This window comes from Geodermatophilus obscurus (assembly GCF_900115395.1).
GTDB classification, from domain to species: Bacteria; Actinomycetota; Actinomycetes; order Mycobacteriales; family Geodermatophilaceae; genus Geodermatophilus; species Geodermatophilus obscurus_B.
This window is the reverse complement of record NZ_FOWE01000010.1, coordinates 82,116-103,342: the sequence shown is the minus strand read 5'-3', so window position 1 is coordinate 103,342 and position 21,227 is coordinate 82,116. Positions and strand designations below refer to the sequence as shown.

Genomic DNA, 21,227 nt, shown 5'->3' with positions numbered 1-21,227 from the left:
CCGGGACCTCACGAGTTCCGCAGCCGGAGACGGACGAAGGAGACGTAGCCCTCAGCGCCCCCGCCGGGGTCGGCGGAGACCTGCACCCGCAGCGTCCGCGACGGGCTGGGGTCCTCGCGGAGCGAGCGCACCGTCACGCCGAACAGGCCCGGGGAGCCCGCCTCGACGGCGATCTCCTGCGACGGGCCGGGAGTGGGCTGCTCGAGCACCCAGAAGCCCGGGGTCGCCGGCGTGATGCTCGCGGTGTACGTGACCGTCGCCGCCGCGTCGAAGCGTTCGGCGATCAGCATCTGCCCGCGATCACCCGGCGCCATGACGAGCGCGCCGTCGTCGGCAACGCCGCCCGAGCCGCCGACGAGGAACGGGACCCCGAAGGTGGTCCGTGGATCAGATGCCTGCATCTTGCCGCTCACGGTGAGCAGCACCAGCGACGAGGTGCGGTTGAGGAGAGGATCGGCCGGGTTGGCGACCAGGGTGCACCGCAGTGCCAGGTCCGCCTGCTCGGTCCCCACCGGGATGGTGATCCGGATCCCGATCCGCACGGCCTCACCGGACCCGGCGGTCGCGGGCGCCAGCTCGAACGTGTCCTTCTCGTTGCCTGCGTCGTCGACCACGGCCGCCGTCTCGAGCCAGACCCGGTCGGGCACGTTCGACGAGCCCGAGACGAGCGGGCTGAACGTGTAGACCCCCGGGACGTCGGTGAGCGCGGTGACGAGCCAGTGGGCGGTGACCGTCTCGCCCGGGTCCAGCTGCTTCCCCGCGAGGTCCGCGAGGTCCTCGGCGATCTCGAGGGCGCCCTGGGGAACGACCACCGGCGCGATGACGGAGATCGGGGTGTCCGCCGTCCCGCCCTCGTTCGAGACGACGATCGATGCGGTCCTCGGGACGCGGGGCATCGACGGCACGTCGAAGACCAGGGCGGTCCCCGGGGTCCCCGCGTGGAACCGGCGGACCCGCGCGCCGCCGACGGTCACGGTGTTGTGCGAGTCCGGCACCGCGAAGTTCCTCCCGTGCACGGTGATCCGGGAACCGATCTCGTGGTCACCGGGCGGGCTCACCCCGGTGATGACCGGCCGGCCGTCCTCGACCGGGGGCGTCGCCAGGTGGCGGAGGTGGTCGGCGGCGAGGACGAGATAGGGCTGACCGGCACCGGCGTCCACCGCTTCCTCGACGGTGTAGCTGTGCAGCACGACGTCCGCGTCGAGGTCGACCACGGGGGCCGTCAGCGAGGCGGTCAGCAGCGGCCAGACGCGGCCGGCCACCATCGACCCGCCATCGCGGACGCGCAGCCCGGTCAGGAAGACCGAAGGGTCCACGCCCTGCTGGCCGCTGCGCTCGACCAGGGGGAGCAGCACCGCCGGGGGGAGGTAGCGGAAGTGCTGCCGCGCCTCCCGCGTCAGCCGCCCGGCCGGTGGGACGCCGGGGCCGACCAGCGCGCCCAGGTGGTCGGCGAACTGCAGGAGCACCGGCAGGCCGCCGTCCGACCCCCGCGCCCCGATGAAGGCCGACGGCCAGGCCCCGGGTGCAGTCGAGGGCGTCCTCCGGGCGGCCCAGGTGTCGACGAAGTCGGCCCGGTCACCGGCCCAGACGACGACGGCCAGGGGCACCTCGCAGGCGGCCAGCGTGCCGCCGTCCGCGAGCCGCTGCAGCGCAGGGGTGTACCGGCCGGGCGGACCGAAGGGCGCGAGCAGGGACCGGGCCCGGACGAGGGTGTCCAGGAGCACGTGCGCGATGACGTTGCGCAGCCGGGGATCGCGCCTGCGGCTACGGAGGGACGCCAGGACGCCGAGATCGCCCTTCCCGTGACCACCCGCCTCCGCCAGCCCGCCGATGTCGATCTCGACCAGCCGGAACTGCACGCCGGCGACGTCGAAGCGCGGGCCGCAGGCGCTCGCCCCCACTCCCGTGGCGGCGGACCCCGGCGCGGCACCCCGGCTGCCCGCGGCCGACGCGATCGTCAGGAGGTACACACCCGTGCCCGCCACCGTGGCCGCCTGGGGAACCGTCCGGCAGGCGACGAAGTCCGCCGGTGGCGTCCGGGCCGCCGGACCGGGAGGCGGGACGAGGTGGACCGTGACGTCGGTGCCCAGCGCGAGCGTCTCCCCGGTCTCGTCGACGGCCAGCCCGGCTGTGACGTCGACACTGCGGCCGTCGGGACGGCGGGAGACGAACAGCCCGTCGACCACGCCGGCGCCGCCGGTGCGACCGAGCCGGCGGTCGGCCTCGTCGACGGCGCGCTGGTGGTCGGTCATGTCCTCGGCGGTGAGGATGCGCCCGTTCCACCACGACACCCGCTCGAGGCCGCCCGTCAGGTGCGCACCCTGCAGGGGGAGCTCGATGGTCACGACTGGACCCGCCCGAGCGTGAAGCGGCTGCCGCCGGGCAGCAGCGGACGGTCGGTGACGTCCTGGAACCCGGGGAACGTCTGCTCCAGGACCGAGGGGTCGACGACGAAGGTGGTCACCGTCTTGCCCTCGCCGCCGAGCCAGGCGAGACCCCGGTCGAGGGAGTGCTCGAGCAGCGTCGTCCGCACACCGTCCACCACCACACCGATCTCGCTGAGGACGAGCACGAAGCGCAGCAGCGGGACGTCGTTGTCCAGGACGTCGATGCGGAAGGTGCTGCAGCTGAGCTGGGCGATCCGCACACCCGTGACCAGGTCCAACGAGGGCGGCCCGCCTTCGGTGCACCGTTCGGCGCGGATGAACAGCTGCGTCTCGTAGGTGAGCGCGCTGCCTGCGGTGTCCGCCAGCGCGACCTCGCCGACGAGGGTGTCGGGGTGGAACCACAGCAGGAAGACCGACCTGCTGTCCCGGTCGCCCCCGCGCGCCCGGCCGACCGGCTCGATCGTCACCAGGGGCCGGGCCGGCTGGGCCGGGGCGGGAGGGCGACCGGTCTCGATCGGTGCGGGCACCCACTGCGTCCCGTCGAAGGTGAGCACGTCGCCGGTCGTGGGACCGCCGCCGGCCGAGGTCCGCAGCGGGGTGCCCTGCAACTGCTCGATCCGCGCCCCGCCGCCCGGTCCGCGGGCGAGGTCGCCGGTGAAGACCTCGGCGGCGCGCACGGCGTGGTGCGGCTCGGTGGAGGCCGCGAGGCGGCCCAGCGCGTGCCCGCCCGCGTCGAGGTCGGCCTCGAGCGGCCGGTGACCGTCCACGGGCAGGTACTGGGTGTGCACGTCTCCGACCGCCAGGTTGAGCAGCGCGTTGTGGTCCTCGATCGGCGGCGGCCCCAGGAGCTCGGGGTGCAGGAGCACCTCGGTGAGCCACTCCTGCAGGAACCGGGTGCTCAGGAGCACGGGGCGCTCGTCCGGCTGCACGTCGGGTCGGGCGGTGAGGACCACCGTGGTGCCGTCGCCGCCCAGGTCGACCTCGACGTCCACCCGGGCGAGCAGGACCGCCGTCGAGACGTCGTCGGCCCGCCGGCCGCAGTTGTCGGCGGGCGGCTGCAGGCACGCAGCGGTGGCGAGCTCCGGACGCGCCCGCGTGGCCCAGGCGATGAGCTCCCGGCGTACGGGGTCGACGTCGACGAGCGAGTCCTCGGGCAGCGAGGCGAGCGTGGCGAGGATCCGGTCGACGGCGCGCGCCAGGGCACCACCGGCCGTCTCGCCGGCCTCGACCGGGGGCGCCAGCAGGAGCCGGAGCTCGAACGAGTCCAGGATGCGGGAGGCCGCCAACGACTCCTCCGCCGAGCGGCACGACTCCGCGGGGACGGGGACGGTGTCCGTCTCGCACTCGCGGTGGCACAGGACGACGTACAGGCTCACCGGCCCCGGGAGGCTCGTCTCCACCTGCTGGAGATCCGCGCGGTGCGCGGTGAGCCACGCCGCCGGGTCCGCGCACTGGGCTCCGGGGACGCACACGAACCGGCCGACCGGGTCCACCGCGAGTCCCGGTGAGACCTGGAGCTGTCCCGTCTCGGTGTCCCAGGTGACCGCCAGGCCGGCGACCGTGCCGAAGCCGTGCAGTGCACGAACGGCCTCGTGGTCCCGTGCGCGCAGATACGCCTGCTCCTGGGCCAGATCGTCCTCGCCCAGCACCATGCCGTGGCTGTACCGCACCCGCTTGCGGGGATCCCGTTCGCCGGACCCGCACCGGCTGTCCGCGAAGTCACCCATGTCCTGCCTCCGTCCGCGTGCTGCCGGTCCGGGGGAGGATCCGGTCCCGTCCGACGACCCACCTGTCCGGCACGTCCCACGGGTGTCCACCACCGAGCTGCCCTTGCGCCATGCGTCCCTCGCCGAGCACCAGTGCCACGAACCGGCTGCCCTGCGCCAGGCTGGTCTCCAACCCCACTCGCGCTTCCCCCACCCGGAACGCCGCCCAGTAGGGACGGACCTCGTAGCCGGTGTGCGCCGGGCGCTCCTGCTCCACCACCCGGGTCACCTGGGCGAGCCGGTCCGCCCGGGCGGCGTCGGAGGAGTCCAGGGACATGGGCACGAGCACGGTGAACCGGTGCGCCATGCGCACGGTGGGCAGGTAGCCCGAGGCGAAGGAGAACCAGTCCTGCAGGGCCGGGCCGTCCGATGGGACGGCGGCTCCGGGCAGCGCCACCTCGTCGAAGGAGCGCAGCTGCGAGCCACCGATGAGGCCCCACGCCGCGGAGAGCGCGGCGGGCTCGCGATACCGCTGCGCGAGGAAGCCCCGGTAGGCGGTGGCGTCCTGCGCCGACACGTCGGCGTAGGGCACGGCCAGGGACGCCACCATGAACTCGCGACGCTCCGTGGCCTCGCGGTGCGAACCGGGGGTCAGCGGGGGGAAGGGCTCGGCGAAGTCCCCGTCCACCGCCGCCACCGAGCGCCCCCACACCGCCTCGAGAGCCGCCACGTCGGGGTGGCGGGCGACGACGAACTCGCGGTAGCGACGGTCGAGCTCGCCGCGGCCCTCGTCCACCAGCCAGCGTGCACCCGAGCCCACGATGCGGGGTCCGCTGGTGACGGCGCCAGCGCCTCCGGACGTGGCGGGCGGCGATACGGTGCGGGTCCGGAAGGCCTCGACGACGCGCACGCCGAACCCCGGAACGGGGGTTCCGTCGAAGATGGTCGAGTCCGGGCACGGGTCGGTGGCCAGTCGGACGGCCTCGACCAGGCCGCGCACGGTGCCGCGCCGGCCGAAGAGCTCGACGGCGTGCTGGACCAGGAGCCGGGACCGTGCCTCGTCCCAGGCCGGATCGGTGGTCGCCCCGAGCCATCCCCCCAGCCAGGCGATGTGCTCGGCGTCGAGGGAGGTGATGTCGAGGAGTCGCTGCGCGGCGGCGATGCGGCCCTCGTGCTCGGTGAGCAGCCCCTCGGTGTTCGCGAGGTACCGGTCCAGGAAGTCCGCGGCCTCGGGATCGTCCCGGTAGAGGTCGGGCAGGTAGTGCTGCAGGTAGGAGAACCGCGGGCGGTGCACCCGCAGCGCCCACAGCCGCGGGGTGTGCCGGCCGTCGCCGCTCAGCTGCAGCCGGACCTGCAGGTACCGACCCCTGGCGCGCTGCAGCAGGACCTCGACGGTGCCCGCGTCGGGGGCGCCGCGCGCGCCGAAGCGGTGGTACGGCACCTCGCTGCCTGCCCCGCGCAGGTAGGGCGCGGGCTCCTCGCGCCAGGCCGTGAGCTCGAGCGCGTCGGGCTGGTCGGCGGTCCTGGACAGCACCGCGATGCCGGTCCCGGGGGGGAACCGGCCGTCGATCGCCAGCCGGTGCCACACGGTGCCGGGCTCACCGGCGTCGAAGGGCCCCCTCTCGAGGCTCGCCGCGCCGACGTACCGGGGGCTGTGCCGGTCGGTCACCGGCAGCCAGCGCTCGCCGAGGTCGTAGTGGACCTGGTCGCGGGACGCGACGAGCGCCTTGCCGCTGAACAGCCGCATGGGCAGGTACCGGGTCTGGGGCGTCAGCGTCGAGCCGTCGGCCGCCAACGCCAGGGCGAAGGCCTGATCCCCCTGGCTCTCGGCGACGAAGACCGTCCCGGCGACCCCGCCGGCGTCACCGAGGAAGGCCAGGTCGACCGGCCCGACGATGGGTGCCAGCGGGATCCGTCCCAGCTCCCGCGTACCGCGCATCCGCAGGACCTGCGCCGGGTGGGGGTCGCCCCGGTCCAGGACGAGGACCGAGCCGTCCGGGAGGGCCTCGATCGCCACGGCCCACCCGGTCGCGACCTCGGCGGGGCTGCCCCGTTCCCCGTTCCCGCTGCCCGGGCCACGGTCGGCCGGGTCACCGGGGCCTCCGACCGAGCCCGTGGGCAGGGGTAGGAAGTCCTCCGGTGGTGGCGGTGCCTCACCCGGCTCCGCGAGGTCGCGGATGCGCCAGAGCCGGTCGAGCCCCCAGTACCGCGCGGCTCCGGGGCCGCCCGTGCCGTCGAGGATCCACAGGCCGCCGCCGGGCGCGGCGGCCATGTCGACGGGGCGCAGCGCGGTGGGCCACGTCAGGGTGGTCGGCGGCCCCCCGGCGTGGAGGTCGAAGACCAGGAGACCGGGCACGTCCGGTACGCCCACGGCCAGGTGATGGTCGTCGGTGACCGCGAGCCCGGCCAGGCGCTGCGCCTGCGGTGCCGCCGACCCGGCCGGGGCGAAGTCACCGGTCGGGGGCTCCGCGGCCAGGCAGGGCTGGGGCCGGGGCCAGAACCGGGTGGAGCCGGCTGTCCCCAGGGTCTGCAGCCGCACCTCGTCGTGGTCGGGGCCGATCCAGAACCAGTTGCCGTACCGGTCCCGAGCCGCTCCCCGGCGGTCGGCCGGCCCCAGCCGCCGGTTCCCGGAGCGCTCCGGGAAGACGAAGGGCAGCTGGGCGAGCCGTAGCGTGTGGTCGGCCGAGTGCCACGCCAGGCCCTCCGGGGGCTCCGCAGCCTGGCCGGGCGTGCCCTCGCCGAGCCATCCGGTGCGGCCGATCACGAGGACGAAACCGGTGCCGTTGACGTCCACGGCGACCTCAGCACTCCGCCGGCACGTAGGGGATGGGCAGCACGGGCGAGTCCAGGGGCGGCGCCGCGCCGAGCAGTTCCGCGAGGGGCTGCGGCGGGCCGGAGCGCACGGAGACCGCCACCAGGCGGGGCAGCCGCAGGCCGGTCAGGGCCACCCGGTCGACGTCGGCCCCGTCGCTGCCGCACAGCAGTACGCCGGTGACCTTCGCGACTCCCTCCATCCGGGCGGCGACGGTCCATGCCTCCAGCCGCTCCAGGTCCGTCCCGAGCGGCCACCCGGTCGCCGCGCGCCCGCCGGCCAGTGGCGAGAGGAAGGTCCGCAGTCCGGTGCGCAGCGCCTGCTGCACGACGGCGACGTCCTGGCCTGGCACCGGCGTCATCCCGACCGACAGCCAGACCGGCACGTAGTCGGGGCCGTGCACGTGGACCCGTGTCGTGACCAGACGGCGGGGATCGAGATGGGCGCACACGGCGTCCAGGAACTGGCGGTCCGGAACGGGGGTCTCGGGCCGTTGCGCGTCGTACCGGGGGACGACCAGCACGGTGACCACCCCGGGCGAGGCGACGTCGCCGAGCTCCGGGTCGTACAGCGGCAGGATCTCCACCCGGCCGAGGTCGATCCCCGGGGTGCGCCGGACGATGTCCGCGTAGTCCCCGGTCGTGACACCACGATCACGGTTGCGCACGAAACCGGAGACCTGCAGCTCGGCGTCGGCGACCGACTCGGCCTCGGCGCCGCCCCAGGTCGGCACGGGATTGGACACCGTCACGCCGGCGGGCACCCTGGGGCCCTTGTTGATCGCCCCGGCGGCCACCAGCCCGGCGCGCCCGCCGCCGTGGTCGTAGGTGGCGGAGATGACGGCCCCGGCCGGAGGACGCCGACCGTGGATGCCGTCGCCGAAACGGACCTCGCCGGACTGGCGGTCCACCGTGTAGACGTCGACCCGCTCGACGGGATCGGCGAGGACGGGGGACGACCCCTGGACCAACGGGGCCTCGGGGGCGGCGGAGGCGAGGTCGTCGACGCGCTGCCACGGGTGGCCGGCGACGCTGAGCACCAGCGAGTCGGTCAGCACCGGGACCTGGGTGAGCTCGACGACCTGGTCGCCCTGCCCGCTGCCCCGGCCCAGCGTCTCTGCGGCGACGTGCGCCCGCTGGCGGACGAGTGCGGCATTGACGCCCAGCCACCTCAGCCGGGCGGTCGCCTGCGCCGCCGGCCCGTCGTCGTCCGGGCCGGGCGACCCGGTCGACGCGCGCGGAGCCGGGCGCACGCGCAGCCAGGTCACCAGACGCTCGGCCTCGGCACCCTCGAGGGCCGGCGGGAATGCGCCGACGCCGTCCTCGGTCGGGTCCAGCGCCCAGGTGGCGAGCGCGTCCGGCCCGGGCAGCTCCAGCTGCACCACACCGGCGGTCGACAGCACGTCGGTCGCGGCCCGGCTCGGCACCGGCACGTACGTGGCGATCCGCCCGGCCGCCTCGTCGGGCAGCGGCACGGCCACGTTCGGCAGGCTGACCTCGATGCCGGAACCGGTTCGCGACCGGGCACCCGACGGGGGCAGCACCCGGCCGTCGGCAGCGAGTTCGGGGACGACGCCCAGCGTCAGGATGCGGTGCGCGAGCGCCTCCCGGGCCGCGTCGACCGGGTCGCCGGGCCGGGCCAGCAGGGCCAGCCACAGTGCCCCGTCGACGGTCGTGGTCAGATCCACCGGCTCGTGCCCCGCCATCGCCCAGTCGACGGCGCTGGTCTCGTAGAACGCGAAGTCGGTGCCCGGTTCGGCGAAGCTGGCGAACAGCGCCCCATACTCCCGCTCCACGTCGGCCCGCTCCTCGTCGCTGATCACCGCGAGCCGCTTGAGGAAGGCCTTGCCCGTGACGGGCAGGACCTCGAGGCCGGTGTCGGTGCGGAAGGGCACCGAGCCGGCAGCCACCTCGATGCCGGGCTCGAGCACGCGGGAGGTGAGGGGACCGCTGCGGTGCTCGAAGGCCACGAGGCCGCTCGCCGCCTGCGCCGGCGCGCGCTGGTAGCCGATCAGCCGGAGGAAGGCCTGCCGGTTGCGCTCGGGGATCAGCGCGCTGCGGTACATGATCGACTCGGCCATGAACGCCCACAGCTGGAGCAGCGTGACCCCGGGGTCGGACTCGTTGCGGTTGGTCCACTCCGGGTTGTGCACCGGGATCCGGGCGAGCGCCTCGGCGAGCAGCTCGGGATAGCCGCGATCGTCGACGGCGGGGGGTCCGGGAAGCGGGCCGCTGCTCATGGCGGTCACCCCTGGACCCTCGTGGCGATGCCGATGCGCCCCTGCTCTCCGGTGGCGACCAGCGTGTAGGTGACGGTGACGTTGGCCTGCTGGCGCTCGACGGCGTCGGCGGCGACGTCGACGCGGTCCACCCGCACCCGGGGCTCCCACCGGGCCAGCGCACGGACCACGCGCTCCTCGATGAGGCGGTGCGTGGCGGGGGTGTTCGGCTCGAACAGGAAGGTGCGCAGCCCGGCTCCGAACGCCGGCAGCATCACCCGCTCGCCCGGGTCGGTGGCGAGGACGACGCGGATCGACTCGCGCACGTTCTGCGGCCCCGAGGACCACGCCACCCGGCCGTCCTCCGCCAGCCGCGGTGGGAAGGAGACGCCCCGTCCCAGCAGATCGGCGACGTCGACCATCACTCCTCCTCCGGAACGGGCAGGCAGACCTTGAACAGGGGGATCCAGAAGAAGACGATGTTGAGGATCACCACGAGGACCATCAGCAGCGCCAGCGCGCAGATGGAGATGATCGGGATCGACAGCTGGCAGACCATGCCGAAGCTGATCGGTGGCGGATCGGCGGGATCGCCCGTCCGCAGCGTGTCCTCGGTGACGCGGTCGAGCTGCCTGCGCAGCTCGTTGGACAGCACCACCGACACGTTGCGGGGGAACCTGCGCAGGCCTCCGGGGCTCGTGTCGACCGGCATGACGATGCGCACGGGGCGAGCCGGGGCGTCCGGGTCGTGGAAGCCTGCGAGCCGGAAGGACCGCGACGGTGCGCTGAGCCGCGTCCGCTCGGCGGGGGCGCACCGGGGACGCTCGAGGAGCAGGCGGGTGACGTAGACCCCCGGCCCGTCGGGACCCGCCGGGTCCGCCGCCGCCCGCGGGGCCCCGGCGCCGGCGCCCGCCGCCCCGCGTTCGGCGTCGGCGTCGGCGTCGGTCAGGGCGTCCTGCACGTCGGTGAAGAACCGCTCCTGCGTCGCGGGGGCGGCCAGGCCTCCGGTGACGCCCACGGCCGTGATCGCCGTGGTGATGACCTCCGCCGTCAGCCCTCGCACCGGTTCGGGTTCGGCGTGCCCGGGCTCGAAGACGGCGGCGGCCTCGTTCGTCAGCGCGGTACCGAGCGCCGCCCGCCACGTCACGGGTCCGGCGAACGTCGCCTCGAGCGCCTCCAGCACCGGGGATCGGTCCTCCAGCGAGTCCGGCAGGACGCCGTCCGGGCCGTCGAGCCACCGGGCGAGGTCCACGAGGGTGAAGAAGAGCGACTCGCGCAAGAGAGCCGGCTCCGGCTCGGGGCCGCCTTCCGGGGCGCGGGCCATCTGCAGCCCGACGACCACCGACTCGAGCACCTGCAGCCGGGTGTCGGCCAGGGCGGCCAGCGGGTCGTCGGAACCGACGACGTCCGCAGGGGTGACCCTGGCCGGCGCCTCGTAGACCTCCCGGCGGCTCACCGGGACGAGACCGGCCCACATCCGCCGCCGTCGCCCGGCCCGCTCGCAGCACAGTGGGAAGAGGGGCAGGCGCTCCTCGTCCTCCGGGGCGCTGCCCGGCGGGACGGGTTGCCACTTCCCGGCGGTCCCTGCGGGCACCCAGCCGTGCTCGACGTAGGTCGTGGCGTCGTCCGCGTCGACGGCCGCCGCGCCGGCGGGCACGAGCCGGCGCAGGACCATGGCCACCTGCTCGCCCCGGTCGGCACGGACCGCGTGGTCGGGATGGCCGTAGCGGCGGCAGACCAGGGAGCCGGTGACCACGTAGAAGCGCTCGTGCGTCGGCTGGAACAGGACCACCGGGTCGGCGTCGCGGCGCGCGTGCTCCGTGCCCAGCCCGGCGCCCGGGCGGCGCCACGTCTCGCTCCCGGCCACGAGCGGAGCCAGTGCGCCCGCTCCCACCGCCGCCAGCACCTGCTCCATGAAGTCGTCGCCGGCCAGGCGCAGCAGCGCCGGGCGCTCGAAGGCGGCCCGGCCGGCGAGCGCGTCGGGCCAGAGCGGCTCCGCCGTGCGCCAGACCACCTGCTCGGGTCTCACCACGGCCCGCTCACCAGATGTTCCCGGCGCCGGGCGTGTAGCTGGCGCTGACCACGGAGTTGGTGATGACCGTGTCGGACTTGGCGACGCCGGAGAACTTCGACATCCCGGCGTCCACGCCGACCAGCCCGGCCGAGACGGCGAGCTGGCCGGCCTCGATCGTGACGGTCGCGGGGGAGGAGAGCCGGATGCCGGCAGCGGACAGCTCCACGCTGTTGCCGTTGCCATCGGAGAGAGTGAGGGTGGCCGGACCGTCCTGGAGGACCACCCGCTGCCCGCCCGGGGTGCTCAGCGTCAGCTGCTCCTGGCCGTCGTGATCGTCCAGCGTGACGGTGACGCCGTTGCGGGACCGGAGGACCTTGACCGGGTTGGTGCCGCCGCCGTCCATCGCCTCGGGCGGCGCGTCGACGCCGTTCCACAGCGAGCCCACCACGTACGGGCACCGCGGATCGCCGGCCTCGAAGAGCACGAGCACCTCGACGCCGCGGTCGGGCACGAACCAGCTGCCCCGTCCGCTGCCGGCCATCAGCGTCGCCAGGCGGGCCCACGCCTCGTAGGCGCTGCCACCCGGATCGGGTGACCACGGCAGCCGCACCCGCACCCGGCCCTGGCCGTCGGGGTCGACGACGTCGGTCACCAGCGCCGGGTACGCGCCGAACCAGCGTCTGTCCGCTGCACCGTTCCCGGTCATGAGCCCCCGCCGAGGCCGGGGCGCTCGACGTGGAAGGTGGTGCGGAACCCGGCGGCCGTGTCGTAGGCATGCCGCACCCCGGTGACGTCATAGCCGCCGGCGAAGGCCGGGGACACACCGGCGAGCACCAACCGGGCCCCGACCGCGATCCGTGCGTCACCCTCGGCGGTGCCCGAACCGGTGACGAAGCGCCGGGCGAGCCGGCGGGCCCACGCCTCGGCCACCGCCCGGGCCTCCTCCGAGTTGTGCGGGACCTCGTCCACCGCCCGGTCCACCCGGGCCCCGAAGGCACGTTGCAGGGTGGCCGGACCGCTCGCGCCGCCGGCCAGCTCGGCAGTGATCGCCGTGGCGCCCGCCTCGTGCGCCAGCGGCTCCTTGGCGGCCACGTCCCACCCGGTCACCGCGATCCCGGTGCGCTGGTGGACGAGGTCGGCCAGTACCCGCAGCTCGAAGAGGTCGGCCCCGTAGGTGACCGTGACCTCCCCCGCGTCGCGCCGGGAGCGGGCCTGCACGTGGAGCTCCCCAGGGGTCAACCACACCTCGGCGTCCACGGCGCGGGCACGCGCGCGGACGAAGGCGAGATCGCTCTCGCCGAGCTGCGCCAGCGCCCGGTAGTGGACGGCGTCGAGGTCGACGTCCGCCCGCAGCCCGTGGTCGGCGGCGACCTGCCGCACGACGTCCTCGTCGGTGACGTCCTCGAACGTCCGCGTCCGCCGGGTCATCCGCAGGTCCTGCAGGCCGTCCTCGGCGAGGACCGCCAGCTGCGGTACCCGGCCGGCCGGGTACTGCTCCTCGATGCCGGTGACCGCGCCGGTGAAGATCGAGCCTCTCCGGTCCCCGGCGCCGACCGTCAGCTCGACGGTGCGTCCGAAGTCCACCGTGCGGCGGTCGGAGAGCACGAAGCCCGGGCCGTCGCCGGCCTCACCCCAGTTGCCGAGGACGAGCTCGCAGCGGCGCAGACCCTCCGTGTCCTCCTCCACCGACGCGGAGAGCACGCGGGCTCCCAGGGCGGGGTCCGCGGACCCGTCGACGGAGACCGTGGGTGTGGCCGCGTACAGCGACGGAGTGGCCAGCGGCATGTCAGTCGGCCCTCACTCGTGCGTGGCGTTCCTCGAGGTGCCGGACGACGTCGGCGACGTCGAGCGGCGTCAGTCCGGACGGCGCGGGTGCGGGTGCGGCGGCCGGCTGACCGGGCTGGGGTGACTCGACGACGAGCTCGAGCTCGTTGATGACGACGGGCACGACCTACCTCCTCAGGACCACGCCGACGCCCGGCGCCGGGTCGATGAAACTGCCGGGCGTCAGCAGGCGCGGGTTCTCGATGCCGTTGGCCAGCGCCACCGCCTGCCAGCCCTCCGGGCTGCCGCTGCGGCCGAGCATCTGCTGCAGCCCCTCGCCCTCGACCGCGGGGAGCTGGGGCCGGGTGCCGGGGGTCGCCGCGCTGCCGAGCGCAGCGGTGTCGATGCGCGACTGGATGTCCTGGCTCTCGATGCTCAGGGCGACCTTCGACCGGAGCGGGCGCCCGTCGGCGGAGAAGAGATCGAGGGTCTCGTCCATCGACTGCATGACGCCCTCGAAGAGGAACGAGCCCCAGCTGAAGCGCACCGGTGGAGGGGCCAGGCCCTCACCCTGCGGTACCGGCACGAAGAAGTGGTTGACCTTGTTGGTCAGCTCACGTACGTCCCGCAGCTCGGGGCGCACGGAGACGTCGAACCACAGGTCGACGGCCAGCTTCGTGCTGGACCTGGAGACGAACTGGATCGCCGATCCGCCGGACTGGTCGCCCCCGACCACCGTGTTGGAGTAGGTGACCTTGAGCGACTCCGGGTTGAAGGGGACCTCGAGCGTCGCGCTCTCGTCGGTGACCTCCGAGGGCCGGTCGCCGTCGGCCAGCCGGATCTCCTGCAGGCGTGCCTTGGCGACCTGGGCGGGCTGGGGCACCTCACCCACCACCCGCGCGCAGGCTCATCGTCTGGTAGACGATCTCCAGCTCCTCGATGGCCACCATGCCGGTCTGGGCGTTGAGGGCTGGTGCCTTGAGCTTGACCGGCAGGCAGCCGGTCAGGACGAAGACGGCGACCGGCCCCGTGCGGTCGGCGGCGAGCATCTCGACCTCGCACGTCGCGCGCAGCGAGCGCTCGTCGTCACGGGCCACCCGCTCCATCCAGTTCCACAGGTCCAGGCGCCGCGACATGCCGCGCTTGAGGGTGAGGTTGGCGTAGGAGACGGGGCCGGTCAGGTGGACCGGCGCGCCGTTGTTCCCCCCCTCGCGGATGGTCGTGACCGCCATCGACATCTCCAGCCCCGCGCACTCGGCGAAGGCGGCGTCGCACAGCGGGTCGCCGGCGTCCCCCAGCAGGATGCTGACGTGGAAGTTGAAGGCGGTGAACAGCGGAGCGATCTCGGTCATCTCACACCTCCGCCACCGTGAGGACGCCGGAGCCCTGCTGGACCAGCCGCACCCGCAGGAAGACCAGCGGCTGGGCCGGCGCGACCTGCAGCTCGAGGACGAAACGCCCGGCCGACACGGACTCCTCGGGGTTCACGGACCGGTCACCGACGACGCGGTAGGCCTCCTCGGGTACGGCTCCGACGAAGGCGCCGCGCTGGTACAGCTCGGCCAGCAGCGTCTCGAAGGAGCGCCGGACCATCGCGCGGAATCGGTGCCCGTGCGGCTCGAAGACGTAGGTCGAGCCGTGGCGCAGTGCCAGGCGCCGCAGCAGGATCAGCAGCCGGCGCACCCCGATGGGTGAGACGTCCGCCGCCGGTGTCAGGGTGTGCGCGGCCAGCAGCACGAATCCGGCAGGCCGCCGTGCGAGCACGTTGACCCGGGCGTCGAGGAGCCGTCCGACGGCGTCCTCCCCGAACGGCGGGGTCAGCGCCACGACGGGGCCGATGTCCTGGTTGCCCGGTGAGACCCACGCGCCCCGCTCGAGGGACCGGCGCGCGATGACCCCGCTGGCGCTCCCGTCGGGAGGGACGGCACGCACGCCGGTCGCGGTCCGCGCCACGGTCCAGGGGTGGTACACGGCGCCGTGCCCCAGCACGTGCTCCTCGCCCCCGTCGAGTGGGCCGATCCCGGCGCTCCCGAGCATCGCCGCCCCGGGTGGGCCGGTGGTGCCGGTCAGGGCGGAGAGGTGCCCGATCACCTCCGCCTCGCGGTAGTGGGCGGAGAGGGTGAGCACCGCGAGCAGGTCGCGGCGGCCGCCGGCCAGCCGCAGCAGGGCGCGCTGCACCGCCAGCAGCGGCGCGGAGATCTCCCCGGGGGCCGGCGAGTCGGCCACCATGACGGGCTCGGGGCTCCCCGGCCGGACGACGGTGTTCGACCAGGGGCCGGGGTGCCCGGCGCCGACGTAGCGCACCCGGTGGTACCGGTCGGCCGGAGTCGCTGCGCCGAGCCCCGCCCGTCCGGGCTCGTCGGCGCGGCGCCGCGTGACGTCGACGACGAACGCCGGATCCGGGGAGTCCTCCACCTCGGCATCGAGCCCGGGCCGGTCCTGCCACTGCAGACACGCGGGCTGCCCGGGACCCGCGGTGGCGTCGAGACGCGCCACCGGTGCGGGCAGGCCGCCGGCGCAGGTGGTGAAGTCCGCAGGTGGGAGGACGGCGGTCACGCTGTTCGACCACGGGCCGGCCCGTCCCTCGCGGTCCCGGGCCCGCACGCGGAACGTCAGCTGCGACGGACAGGTGCCGCACGCGGTCAGGGGCAGGCCCACCGAGGGCAGGGATCCGTGCAGGGACGGGCCGAGCGGTGCGGGACCGTCCAGCAGCACGGTGGACCCGGCCAGGTCGCTCCGGGCGCCCTGCTCCGTGACGTAGCTCCCGGCGCCGGCGACCGCCGTCCACCACAGGGCCGCCGTACCGCTCCCGGGCTCGACCGGCCACAGGTGCGGGGCGGCCGGGACGGGCGGGTGGGGAACGAAGACGGCGTGCCATCCCGGGTGCACCGCGTCGGGCACCGCGACGAGGGTGACCTCGTCCACCGGGACGAGCGCGTGGATGCCGAGCAGCGGCCGGGCCGGGACGTCCAGAGACGTCTTGGCCATGGCGTGCTGCACCACGGTGGCCGCTCCGGCATCGCTCAGGTCCGGATCGACGAAGAGTGCGGCGGAGAAGGTCGCCAGCCCGTCGCGGGCCAGCCGGGTGCGGGCCGCGGTGTCGGTCACCGGTCCCCGTGCCGCGGCTGGGGAGGCGATCTCGGGCAGACCGATTGGTAGCCACGTCGTCGGGGAGGCGTCCGGGCCGGCCAGCGGGAAGCGGGGCGCCGCGGCGCTCGACCACAGGCCGCCGACGCCGGCCTCCGCCGTTCCGGGGGCCCGGCACCCGTCTGCACCGTCACTCCCGTCGACGGCCCCCGGAGCCGGCCCCGACCCGGCGCGGTAGAGCTGCTCATCGGTCGGCAGCGCGGCCCAGTACCGGGGGTGGGCGGGTGCGAGGCCGAGCGCGTCGATGTGAGCGCTGCGGTGTTCGCCGGACCAGACCGTCAGGACCAGCTCGAGGCGTTCGGCCACGGGGGGCCCGGCGCCGACGAGGTCCGCACCAGAAGTCCCCTCCGTCACCGTCCAGGCGCTGGCGCGCACCCGGCGGACCTCGTGCCGGTCGTCGGCACCGGGCAGGGAGGGCGCGCTCGGGCGGACCTGCGGCGCACCGTCGACGCGGGCGGCCACCTGCGAGCCGTCGGCGAGGGCCAGGTGGAGCAGCACCCCGACGGCGGGCGGTGTTCGCGCGAAGGTCAGCAGCAGGCAGCCGGGGACGTCGTCGGGCTCCACCCGAGGTGGGTCCGCCACCTCCTCCTCACCGCCGGGGGTGACCACTCCCGCCCGCAGCACCGTCATGGGCCCGGACGCGCCCCAGGCACTGCGGAGCACCCAGGACCGGCCCCAGGCCACCGCGAGCTCCGCGCCCACACGACGGACGTCCCTGACGGTCAGGAGCGCGAGCGTGTCGTTGCTGACGGTGAGGCGCAGCAGGTCGCCGGGTACCACGGGGGCGTCCGTGCTCAGCACCAGGCGCCCGGCTGCGACGTCGAGCTGCGTGAGGGGCGGCAGCCCGGTGCCGACCAGGTGGGACGTCACGCCCAGCGCGTCGGCCCAGCTGCCCACCGCCCTGGCGCGTGCCGTGGCCAGCGACCACAGGCCGGAGTCCGGGTCGCCGATGACGAGCCCGGCCAGGGGGAAGGCGCTGCGCCGCGCCTGCTCGGGATCGGCGACCCGGACGACCCAGCACCGGAGCCCGCCGCCCCGGAAGAACGCCTCGACGGCGGGGCCCAGGTGGGCATGGATCGTCTCGCCGCTGCCGGCGGCACGGGCCAGGGGCGCGTCGGAGCCGAAGACCTCGCGGAAGCGGGCGACGTCCTCGACCACGACCGGCACGTGCAGCGGACCCGCCGAGGCGAATCCGACGAAGGAGGCGACGTCCATCCGGGGCAGCGTGTCGGTCAGCACCGGCGGCACCATCTCGAAGGTGATCCCCGGCATGCGCAGCCCCGCCGGGCCACCCACCTCAGACCTCCATCGACAGGCCTTCGCAGGCGAGGACGATCTCCTCGACCGCGACGTCGGTCCCGGTACCGGTGAGCGTGGGGCCGGTGTACTTCAGTGGCCGGGCGCGCACCAGCTTCCACGCCGCGGCCCGGGTCTGGCGGTCCTCGCTGAGCAACTCGATGGTGACGGTGCGAGGGGCGTCGAACTTGCCGCTGCGCACCTCCTCGAGCCAGGTGTAGAGCGTGTCGTCGCCCATCAGCCCGCGCTTGAGGGTCACGTCGGGCACCTTGTACCCACCGCTGATCTTGTCGGGGGCGTTGTCCTTCTTGTTGCCCGCCCGGTACTCGGCGACGGTGAACTCGTAGGCCAGCCCGGAGACCTCCTGGAACCCGCCGGCCGGGCTGTCGGCCGCCGGACCGCCGATGTCGACGAGGAAGTTGAACAGACTGTAGGGCTTGTCGCGGTACACCATGGCGTCTCTCCTAGCCGCGGCTCTCGAGGGTCTTCTGGCCGATGCGGAAGATGACGAACTCGGCTGGGCTCAGCGGCGCCACGCCGACGAGGCAGATCAACCGCCCGTTGTCGAAGTCGTTCTGGGTCATCGTCGTCCGGTCGCAGGTGACGAAGTAGGCCTCCTCGGGTGTCCCGCCCATGAGGTGGCCGGAGGCCCACTCGGTGAACAGGAAGTCCTCGACGGTGCGCCGCACCTGGTTCCACAGCACCTCGCCGTTGGGCTCGAACACCGCCCACTGCGTGCCCTTGTCGATGGACCGCTCGAGGAAGATGAAGAAGCGCCGCAGCGCGACGTACTTCCACTCCGGGTCCGACGTCATCGTGCGCGCGCCCCACACCCGCAGCCCGCGCCCCTCGAAGTAGCGCAGGCAGTCCACTCCCTCGGGGTTGAGCACGTCCTGCTGCGCCTTGTTGAGCAGCTGCTCGAACCCGATGGCCAGACGCACCACCTCGTTGGCGGGGGACTTGTGCACCCCGCGCTCGACGTCGTTGCGCGCGTAGATGCCGCAGACGAAGCCCGACGGCGGCGTGCTCATCTCCCGCGACGTGAGGGGGTCGACGATGGTGATCCAGGGGTAGTAGAGCGCCGCCCGGGTGGTGTCCATCTTGGCCCGGTACTCGAGCACCTGCCCCACCAGCGCCTGGTCGGGGGAGTCGAGTACGGCCATCCGGTAGCGCATGCGCTCGCAGTGCGCGATCACCAGCTGCTGGATGGTCGCGACCACCGACTCCCGTTCCACCGAGAGGCCGCCCCTCGTGGACCCGGGCACGGCGACGATGGAGATGTTCTCCAGGTCCTCGAGGGCCTTCAGACCCGTCTTGTCGTCCTCGTCGCCCTCGTACTCGGCGACCCCGGGTGGCCCACCGTCGCTGCCGTTCGCGAGCACCACCTGCACCTGCAGGGGGCGGGGCGCCGCCGGGATGCTGGCGGTGGCCGGCACCAGGAAGTCCCGGACGAGATCGGCCGCCGTGCCGCCGGCTGGGCTGCTGTCCCGCAGTACGTCCTCCAGCAACGCCTCCAGGACCGTGACGCCGTCGGTGAGCTCGCCGGGGATGCTGGCCTCGGGGTCGGTCTGGATGGCGATCGGCACGTACAGCTCCGTCGCCCGGCGGGTCGGCTCGGCGGCGAACTCGGCGAGCAGGGAGCTGCGCCGGTGCCGGGGGTCGGGGTTCAGGTTGGCCCAGGTCTGCTCGTCGCTGAACCGGCCCAGTGCGCCGACGGTCACGGTCACGGTGAGCACGTGCACCGTGGCGTCGCCCAGGGCCAGGACGAGCCTGGCGCCGTCCGGGTCCTCGGAGGGCCGACGCAGCCGGAAGGTCGGTTGCCCGGTGGCCGGGTCGAGGAAGTCCTCGAGCCAGTACAACGCGGGTTCGTCGGCTTCGACGACGAGCACGGTGTCGAACGCGGTCGCGCCGCGCAGCACCGGCACGCCGGTCACGGCGTCCCGGCCCAGGATGTCGTTGCCGGCCTGGACGGAGAAGGTGACCGGCACGCTCCCCGCAGCCCCCGGATGGCGTCCCCGTACCAGCAGCCCCGGCGGATCGTCGGTCGCCGTGCTGCCGATGGCGTGCCGCGCGCAGCCGTCGTCCTCCTCGCCCGGAGGGCTGTAGGTACGGGCCACGTAGAGCCGGGAGCCGCCGTTCTCGAAGAAGCCGCGCACCGCGTGCGCCACGTCGTTGGGTACCTCGCCCGCGCCGTGGTCCAGCGGCTCGATCCCCCCGTAGATGCGTTCGAAGTCGAAGAAGCTGGTGAGGAGCTCCGGCTCACCGGCGACCGGGCCGAACCTCGTCGGACCGACGAAGCCCGCGGTGCTGGTGCTCACCCCCTCGATCGTCTTCTGCCGGAAGCTCCGTTCCTCGACGTAGACGCCTGGGGCCAGGTACTCGGGCATGTCTCAACTCCTTCCTCGCCTCACGGCGCCGCCACGAGCAGGCGCGACCGGGGGTCCTCCGACGTCCGGAGGACGAGCTCGGAGCCGTAGGGGACGGCCACGTCCAGGAACTCCAGGGCAGGTCCGGTGGCCGTCGCCTGCAGTCGGGCCGGGCGCTGGGCGAGGACCGTGTCCAGCGTGGGAGCGGGCAGGTCGGCCGGGCGCAGCAGAACCGCGGGGTCGTGGTGGACGAGGACCCGCGCGGGCCAGGTGCGCTCTGCTGTCGGCACCCCATGGGTGCCGGCCGGCGGCAGGGATCCGGGCGGGCCGGCCACGCCGGTGAACCGGGGGAAGGGGAAGGCGACGACGACGGCCCCGGTCGCGTCGGCGACGCCGCTGTGGCGCCGTTCGGCAGGGCCGTCGGGGTCGAGGAGGACGGTGAGCCGGGCGAAGGCGGCCGGCCCGTCCTCGCCGTCGACGAGCTGGGCGCGGACCACGGCCAGGTGTGCGGGGAACGTCCGCGTGGGTGCGCTGAAGAGGTAGATGGGCAGGTCCTCGGGAGGCACGCTGCCGCCGGGGAGACCGAGGACGTGGTGGGTCACCAGTCCCTGCGTGGGCACCGGCACGCGCAGGACCGTGGCCACGAAGCGGCCCTTCAGGTCGACGATGCTGACGTCGAAGTCCCGCGGCACCGGGGGAGTGCCCGGGTCCCCGGGGCCGGGCAGCTCGACCGATCGCATCCCGTCGAGGCCGCGGAACGCGTAGGCCCCCGACCTCGTCGTGAACGCCGGCGTGGTGCGCCCACCTCGGGCCGGGCGCGCCTGGACGTCGAGCCCGTCCGCGACCCGGGTGTCGGTGAGGAGGTCGTGTACCGCGAGCCCGAGAGCCGTTCCGGTGCAGACCTGCTCCAGCGGGATCGTCGAGGTCATGGCCGACGCCCCGCGACGTGGCGCTGCTCACGTTCCCGGACGGCGGGCCGCTCCTGGACCATCCGGGTCGACTCGATCCGCAGACCGCGGGCCTGGTACGGCACCGAGAGCTGGTAGGTGCCGGGTCCGATGAGGTCCCACAGGTGGAACAGCTCTTCGGTGTCGAGCGCGGCCGCGCTCAGCTCGACGGTCTCGTCCGGCAAGAACACGGGGGAGTCGTCGTCGTAGCGACGGTTGAGCAGACCCGCGGGCAGGACCGGGTGGTCCTCGATGATGCGCATCATCCACCCGATCAGGAACTGCTGCAGGGAGGCGTCCGGTGCCCAGGCGGTCAGGAGGAACTGCAACTGGAGGGGCATGTGCGGCTGCTGCTGCCGCCCGCCGATGAGCACGCGACCGTTCGGGGCGCGGTCGGTCCCGTCGAGGTAGACGCGGTAGAGAAAGAGGGACACCCCTGCGCCGAGGCCAGATGCGAACTCCGACTTGGTGAAGACCCCGAACTGCAGCGGCGGTGCAGGCAGGTCGGCCGGGTAGTTGTCGCGGAGCAGACCCACCACGGCATCGCACGTGGCCTCGACCGCCCGGTAC

Annotated in this window: 16 protein-coding genes; all 16 read right to left on the bottom strand. The window is 74.3% G+C overall.

The window, feature by feature from the left end:
* Positions 1-8 precede the first annotated feature (8 nt).
* The 16 genes from BM165_RS19320 to BM165_RS19250 all read right to left on the bottom strand — a co-directional run bounded on the left by BM165_RS19320 (position 9) and on the right by BM165_RS19250 (position 21,193).
* Positions 9-2,345, bottom strand: coding sequence for an IPT/TIG domain-containing protein (locus tag BM165_RS19320; protein ID WP_075015176.1), 2,337 nt, complete (start codon positions 2,343-2,345; stop codon positions 9-11).
* Positions 2,342-4,114 carry a hypothetical protein gene (locus tag BM165_RS19315; protein WP_075015175.1) on the bottom strand — a complete coding sequence of 591 codons (1,773 nt, stop codon included), beginning with the start codon at positions 4,112-4,114 and terminating at the stop codon, positions 2,342-2,344. Before BM165_RS19315 ends, BM165_RS19320 begins: the two co-directional genes overlap by 4 nt.
* Positions 4,107-6,887 (bottom strand): phage tail protein, encoded by a 2,781-nt coding sequence (locus tag BM165_RS19310; protein WP_075015174.1) that lies wholly within the window; start codon positions 6,885-6,887, stop codon positions 4,107-4,109. Before BM165_RS19310 ends, BM165_RS19315 begins: the two co-directional genes overlap by 8 nt.
* A 7-nt stretch (positions 6,888-6,894) precedes the next feature.
* Entirely contained in the window at positions 6,895-9,144 is a 2,250-nt protein-coding gene (locus BM165_RS19305) for a putative baseplate assembly protein (RefSeq protein ID WP_075015305.1), read from the bottom strand.
* A gap of 5 nt (positions 9,145-9,149) precedes the next feature.
* Positions 9,150-9,545: a GPW/gp25 family protein gene (locus BM165_RS19300; RefSeq protein ID WP_075015173.1), complete on the bottom strand. Its 396-nt coding sequence runs from the start codon at positions 9,543-9,545 to the stop codon at positions 9,150-9,152.
* Positions 9,545-11,155, bottom strand: coding sequence for a hypothetical protein (locus BM165_RS19295; RefSeq protein WP_075015172.1), 1,611 nt, complete (start codon positions 11,153-11,155; stop codon positions 9,545-9,547). Before BM165_RS19295 ends, BM165_RS19300 begins: the two co-directional genes overlap by 1 nt.
* 7 nt (positions 11,156-11,162) lie before the next feature.
* A complete protein-coding gene (locus BM165_RS19290) occupies positions 11,163-11,789 on the bottom strand; it encodes a phage baseplate assembly protein V (protein WP_208976810.1) in 627 nt (208 codons plus the stop codon).
* A gap of 50 nt (positions 11,790-11,839) precedes the next feature.
* Positions 11,840-12,838 (bottom strand): phage late control D family protein, encoded by a 999-nt coding sequence (locus BM165_RS19285; RefSeq protein WP_177225257.1) that lies wholly within the window; start codon positions 12,836-12,838, stop codon positions 11,840-11,842.
* A gap of 85 nt (positions 12,839-12,923) precedes the next feature.
* Positions 12,924-13,085, bottom strand: coding sequence for a hypothetical protein (locus BM165_RS24945; RefSeq protein WP_177225256.1), 162 nt, complete (start codon positions 13,083-13,085; stop codon positions 12,924-12,926).
* 3 nt (positions 13,086-13,088) lie between these two features.
* A complete protein-coding gene (locus BM165_RS19280) occupies positions 13,089-13,784 on the bottom strand; it encodes a CIS tube protein (RefSeq protein ID WP_075015304.1) in 696 nt (231 codons plus the stop codon).
* 1 nt (position 13,785) lies between these two features.
* The gene (locus BM165_RS19275) at positions 13,786-14,253 is read right to left on the bottom strand and encodes a phage tail protein (protein WP_075015169.1); all 468 of its coding nucleotides are present in this window, start codon (positions 14,251-14,253) and stop codon (positions 13,786-13,788) included.
* Position 14,254: 1 nt separating this feature from the next.
* Positions 14,255-17,344, bottom strand: coding sequence for a hypothetical protein (locus BM165_RS19270; RefSeq protein ID WP_075015168.1), 3,090 nt, complete (start codon positions 17,342-17,344; stop codon positions 14,255-14,257).
* 1 nt (position 17,345) lies between these two features.
* On the bottom strand, positions 17,346-17,798 hold the full coding sequence (locus BM165_RS19265; protein ID WP_075015167.1) for a phage tail protein: 453 nt from the start codon (positions 17,796-17,798) through the stop codon (positions 17,346-17,348).
* A 10-nt stretch (positions 17,799-17,808) separates the two neighbouring features.
* Positions 17,809-19,731, bottom strand: a complete 1,923-nt coding sequence (locus BM165_RS19260) for a phage tail sheath family protein (RefSeq protein WP_075015166.1) — start codon at positions 19,729-19,731, stop codon at positions 17,809-17,811.
* Positions 19,732-19,751: 20 nt separating this feature from the next.
* A complete protein-coding gene (locus BM165_RS19255) occupies positions 19,752-20,639 on the bottom strand; it encodes a hypothetical protein (protein WP_075015165.1) in 888 nt (295 codons plus the stop codon).
* Positions 20,636-21,193: a Pvc16 family protein gene (locus BM165_RS19250; protein WP_177225255.1), complete on the bottom strand. Its 558-nt coding sequence runs from the start codon at positions 21,191-21,193 to the stop codon at positions 20,636-20,638. The genes BM165_RS19255 and BM165_RS19250 overlap by 4 nt, the downstream gene beginning before the upstream one ends.
* Between the last annotated feature and the right edge of the window lie 34 nt (positions 21,194-21,227).

What these genes read in the sequence shown, in the direction of transcription:
- BM165_RS19265 (WP_075015167.1), bottom strand. Translation starts at nt 17,798, where the DNA reads ATGGTGTACCGCGACAAGCCCTACAGTCTGTTCAACTTCCTCGTCGAC.
- BM165_RS19275 (WP_075015169.1), bottom strand. Translation starts at nt 14,253, where the DNA reads ATGACCGAGATCGCTCCGCTGTTCACCGCCTTCAACTTCCACGTCAGC.
- BM165_RS19315 (WP_075015175.1), bottom strand. Translation starts at nt 4,114, where the DNA reads ATGGGTGACTTCGCGGACAGCCGGTGCGGGTCCGGCGAACGGGATCCC.
- BM165_RS19305 (WP_075015305.1), bottom strand. Translation starts at nt 9,144, where the DNA reads ATGAGCAGCGGCCCGCTTCCCGGACCCCCCGCCGTCGACGATCGCGGC.
- BM165_RS19255 (WP_075015165.1), bottom strand. Translation starts at nt 20,639, where the DNA reads ATGACCTCGACGATCCCGCTGGAGCAGGTCTGCACCGGAACGGCTCTC.
- BM165_RS19260 (WP_075015166.1), bottom strand. Translation starts at nt 19,731, where the DNA reads ATGCCCGAGTACCTGGCCCCAGGCGTCTACGTCGAGGAACGGAGCTTC.
- BM165_RS19300 (WP_075015173.1), bottom strand. Translation starts at nt 9,545, where the DNA reads ATGGTCGACGTCGCCGATCTGCTGGGACGGGGCGTCTCCTTCCCACCG.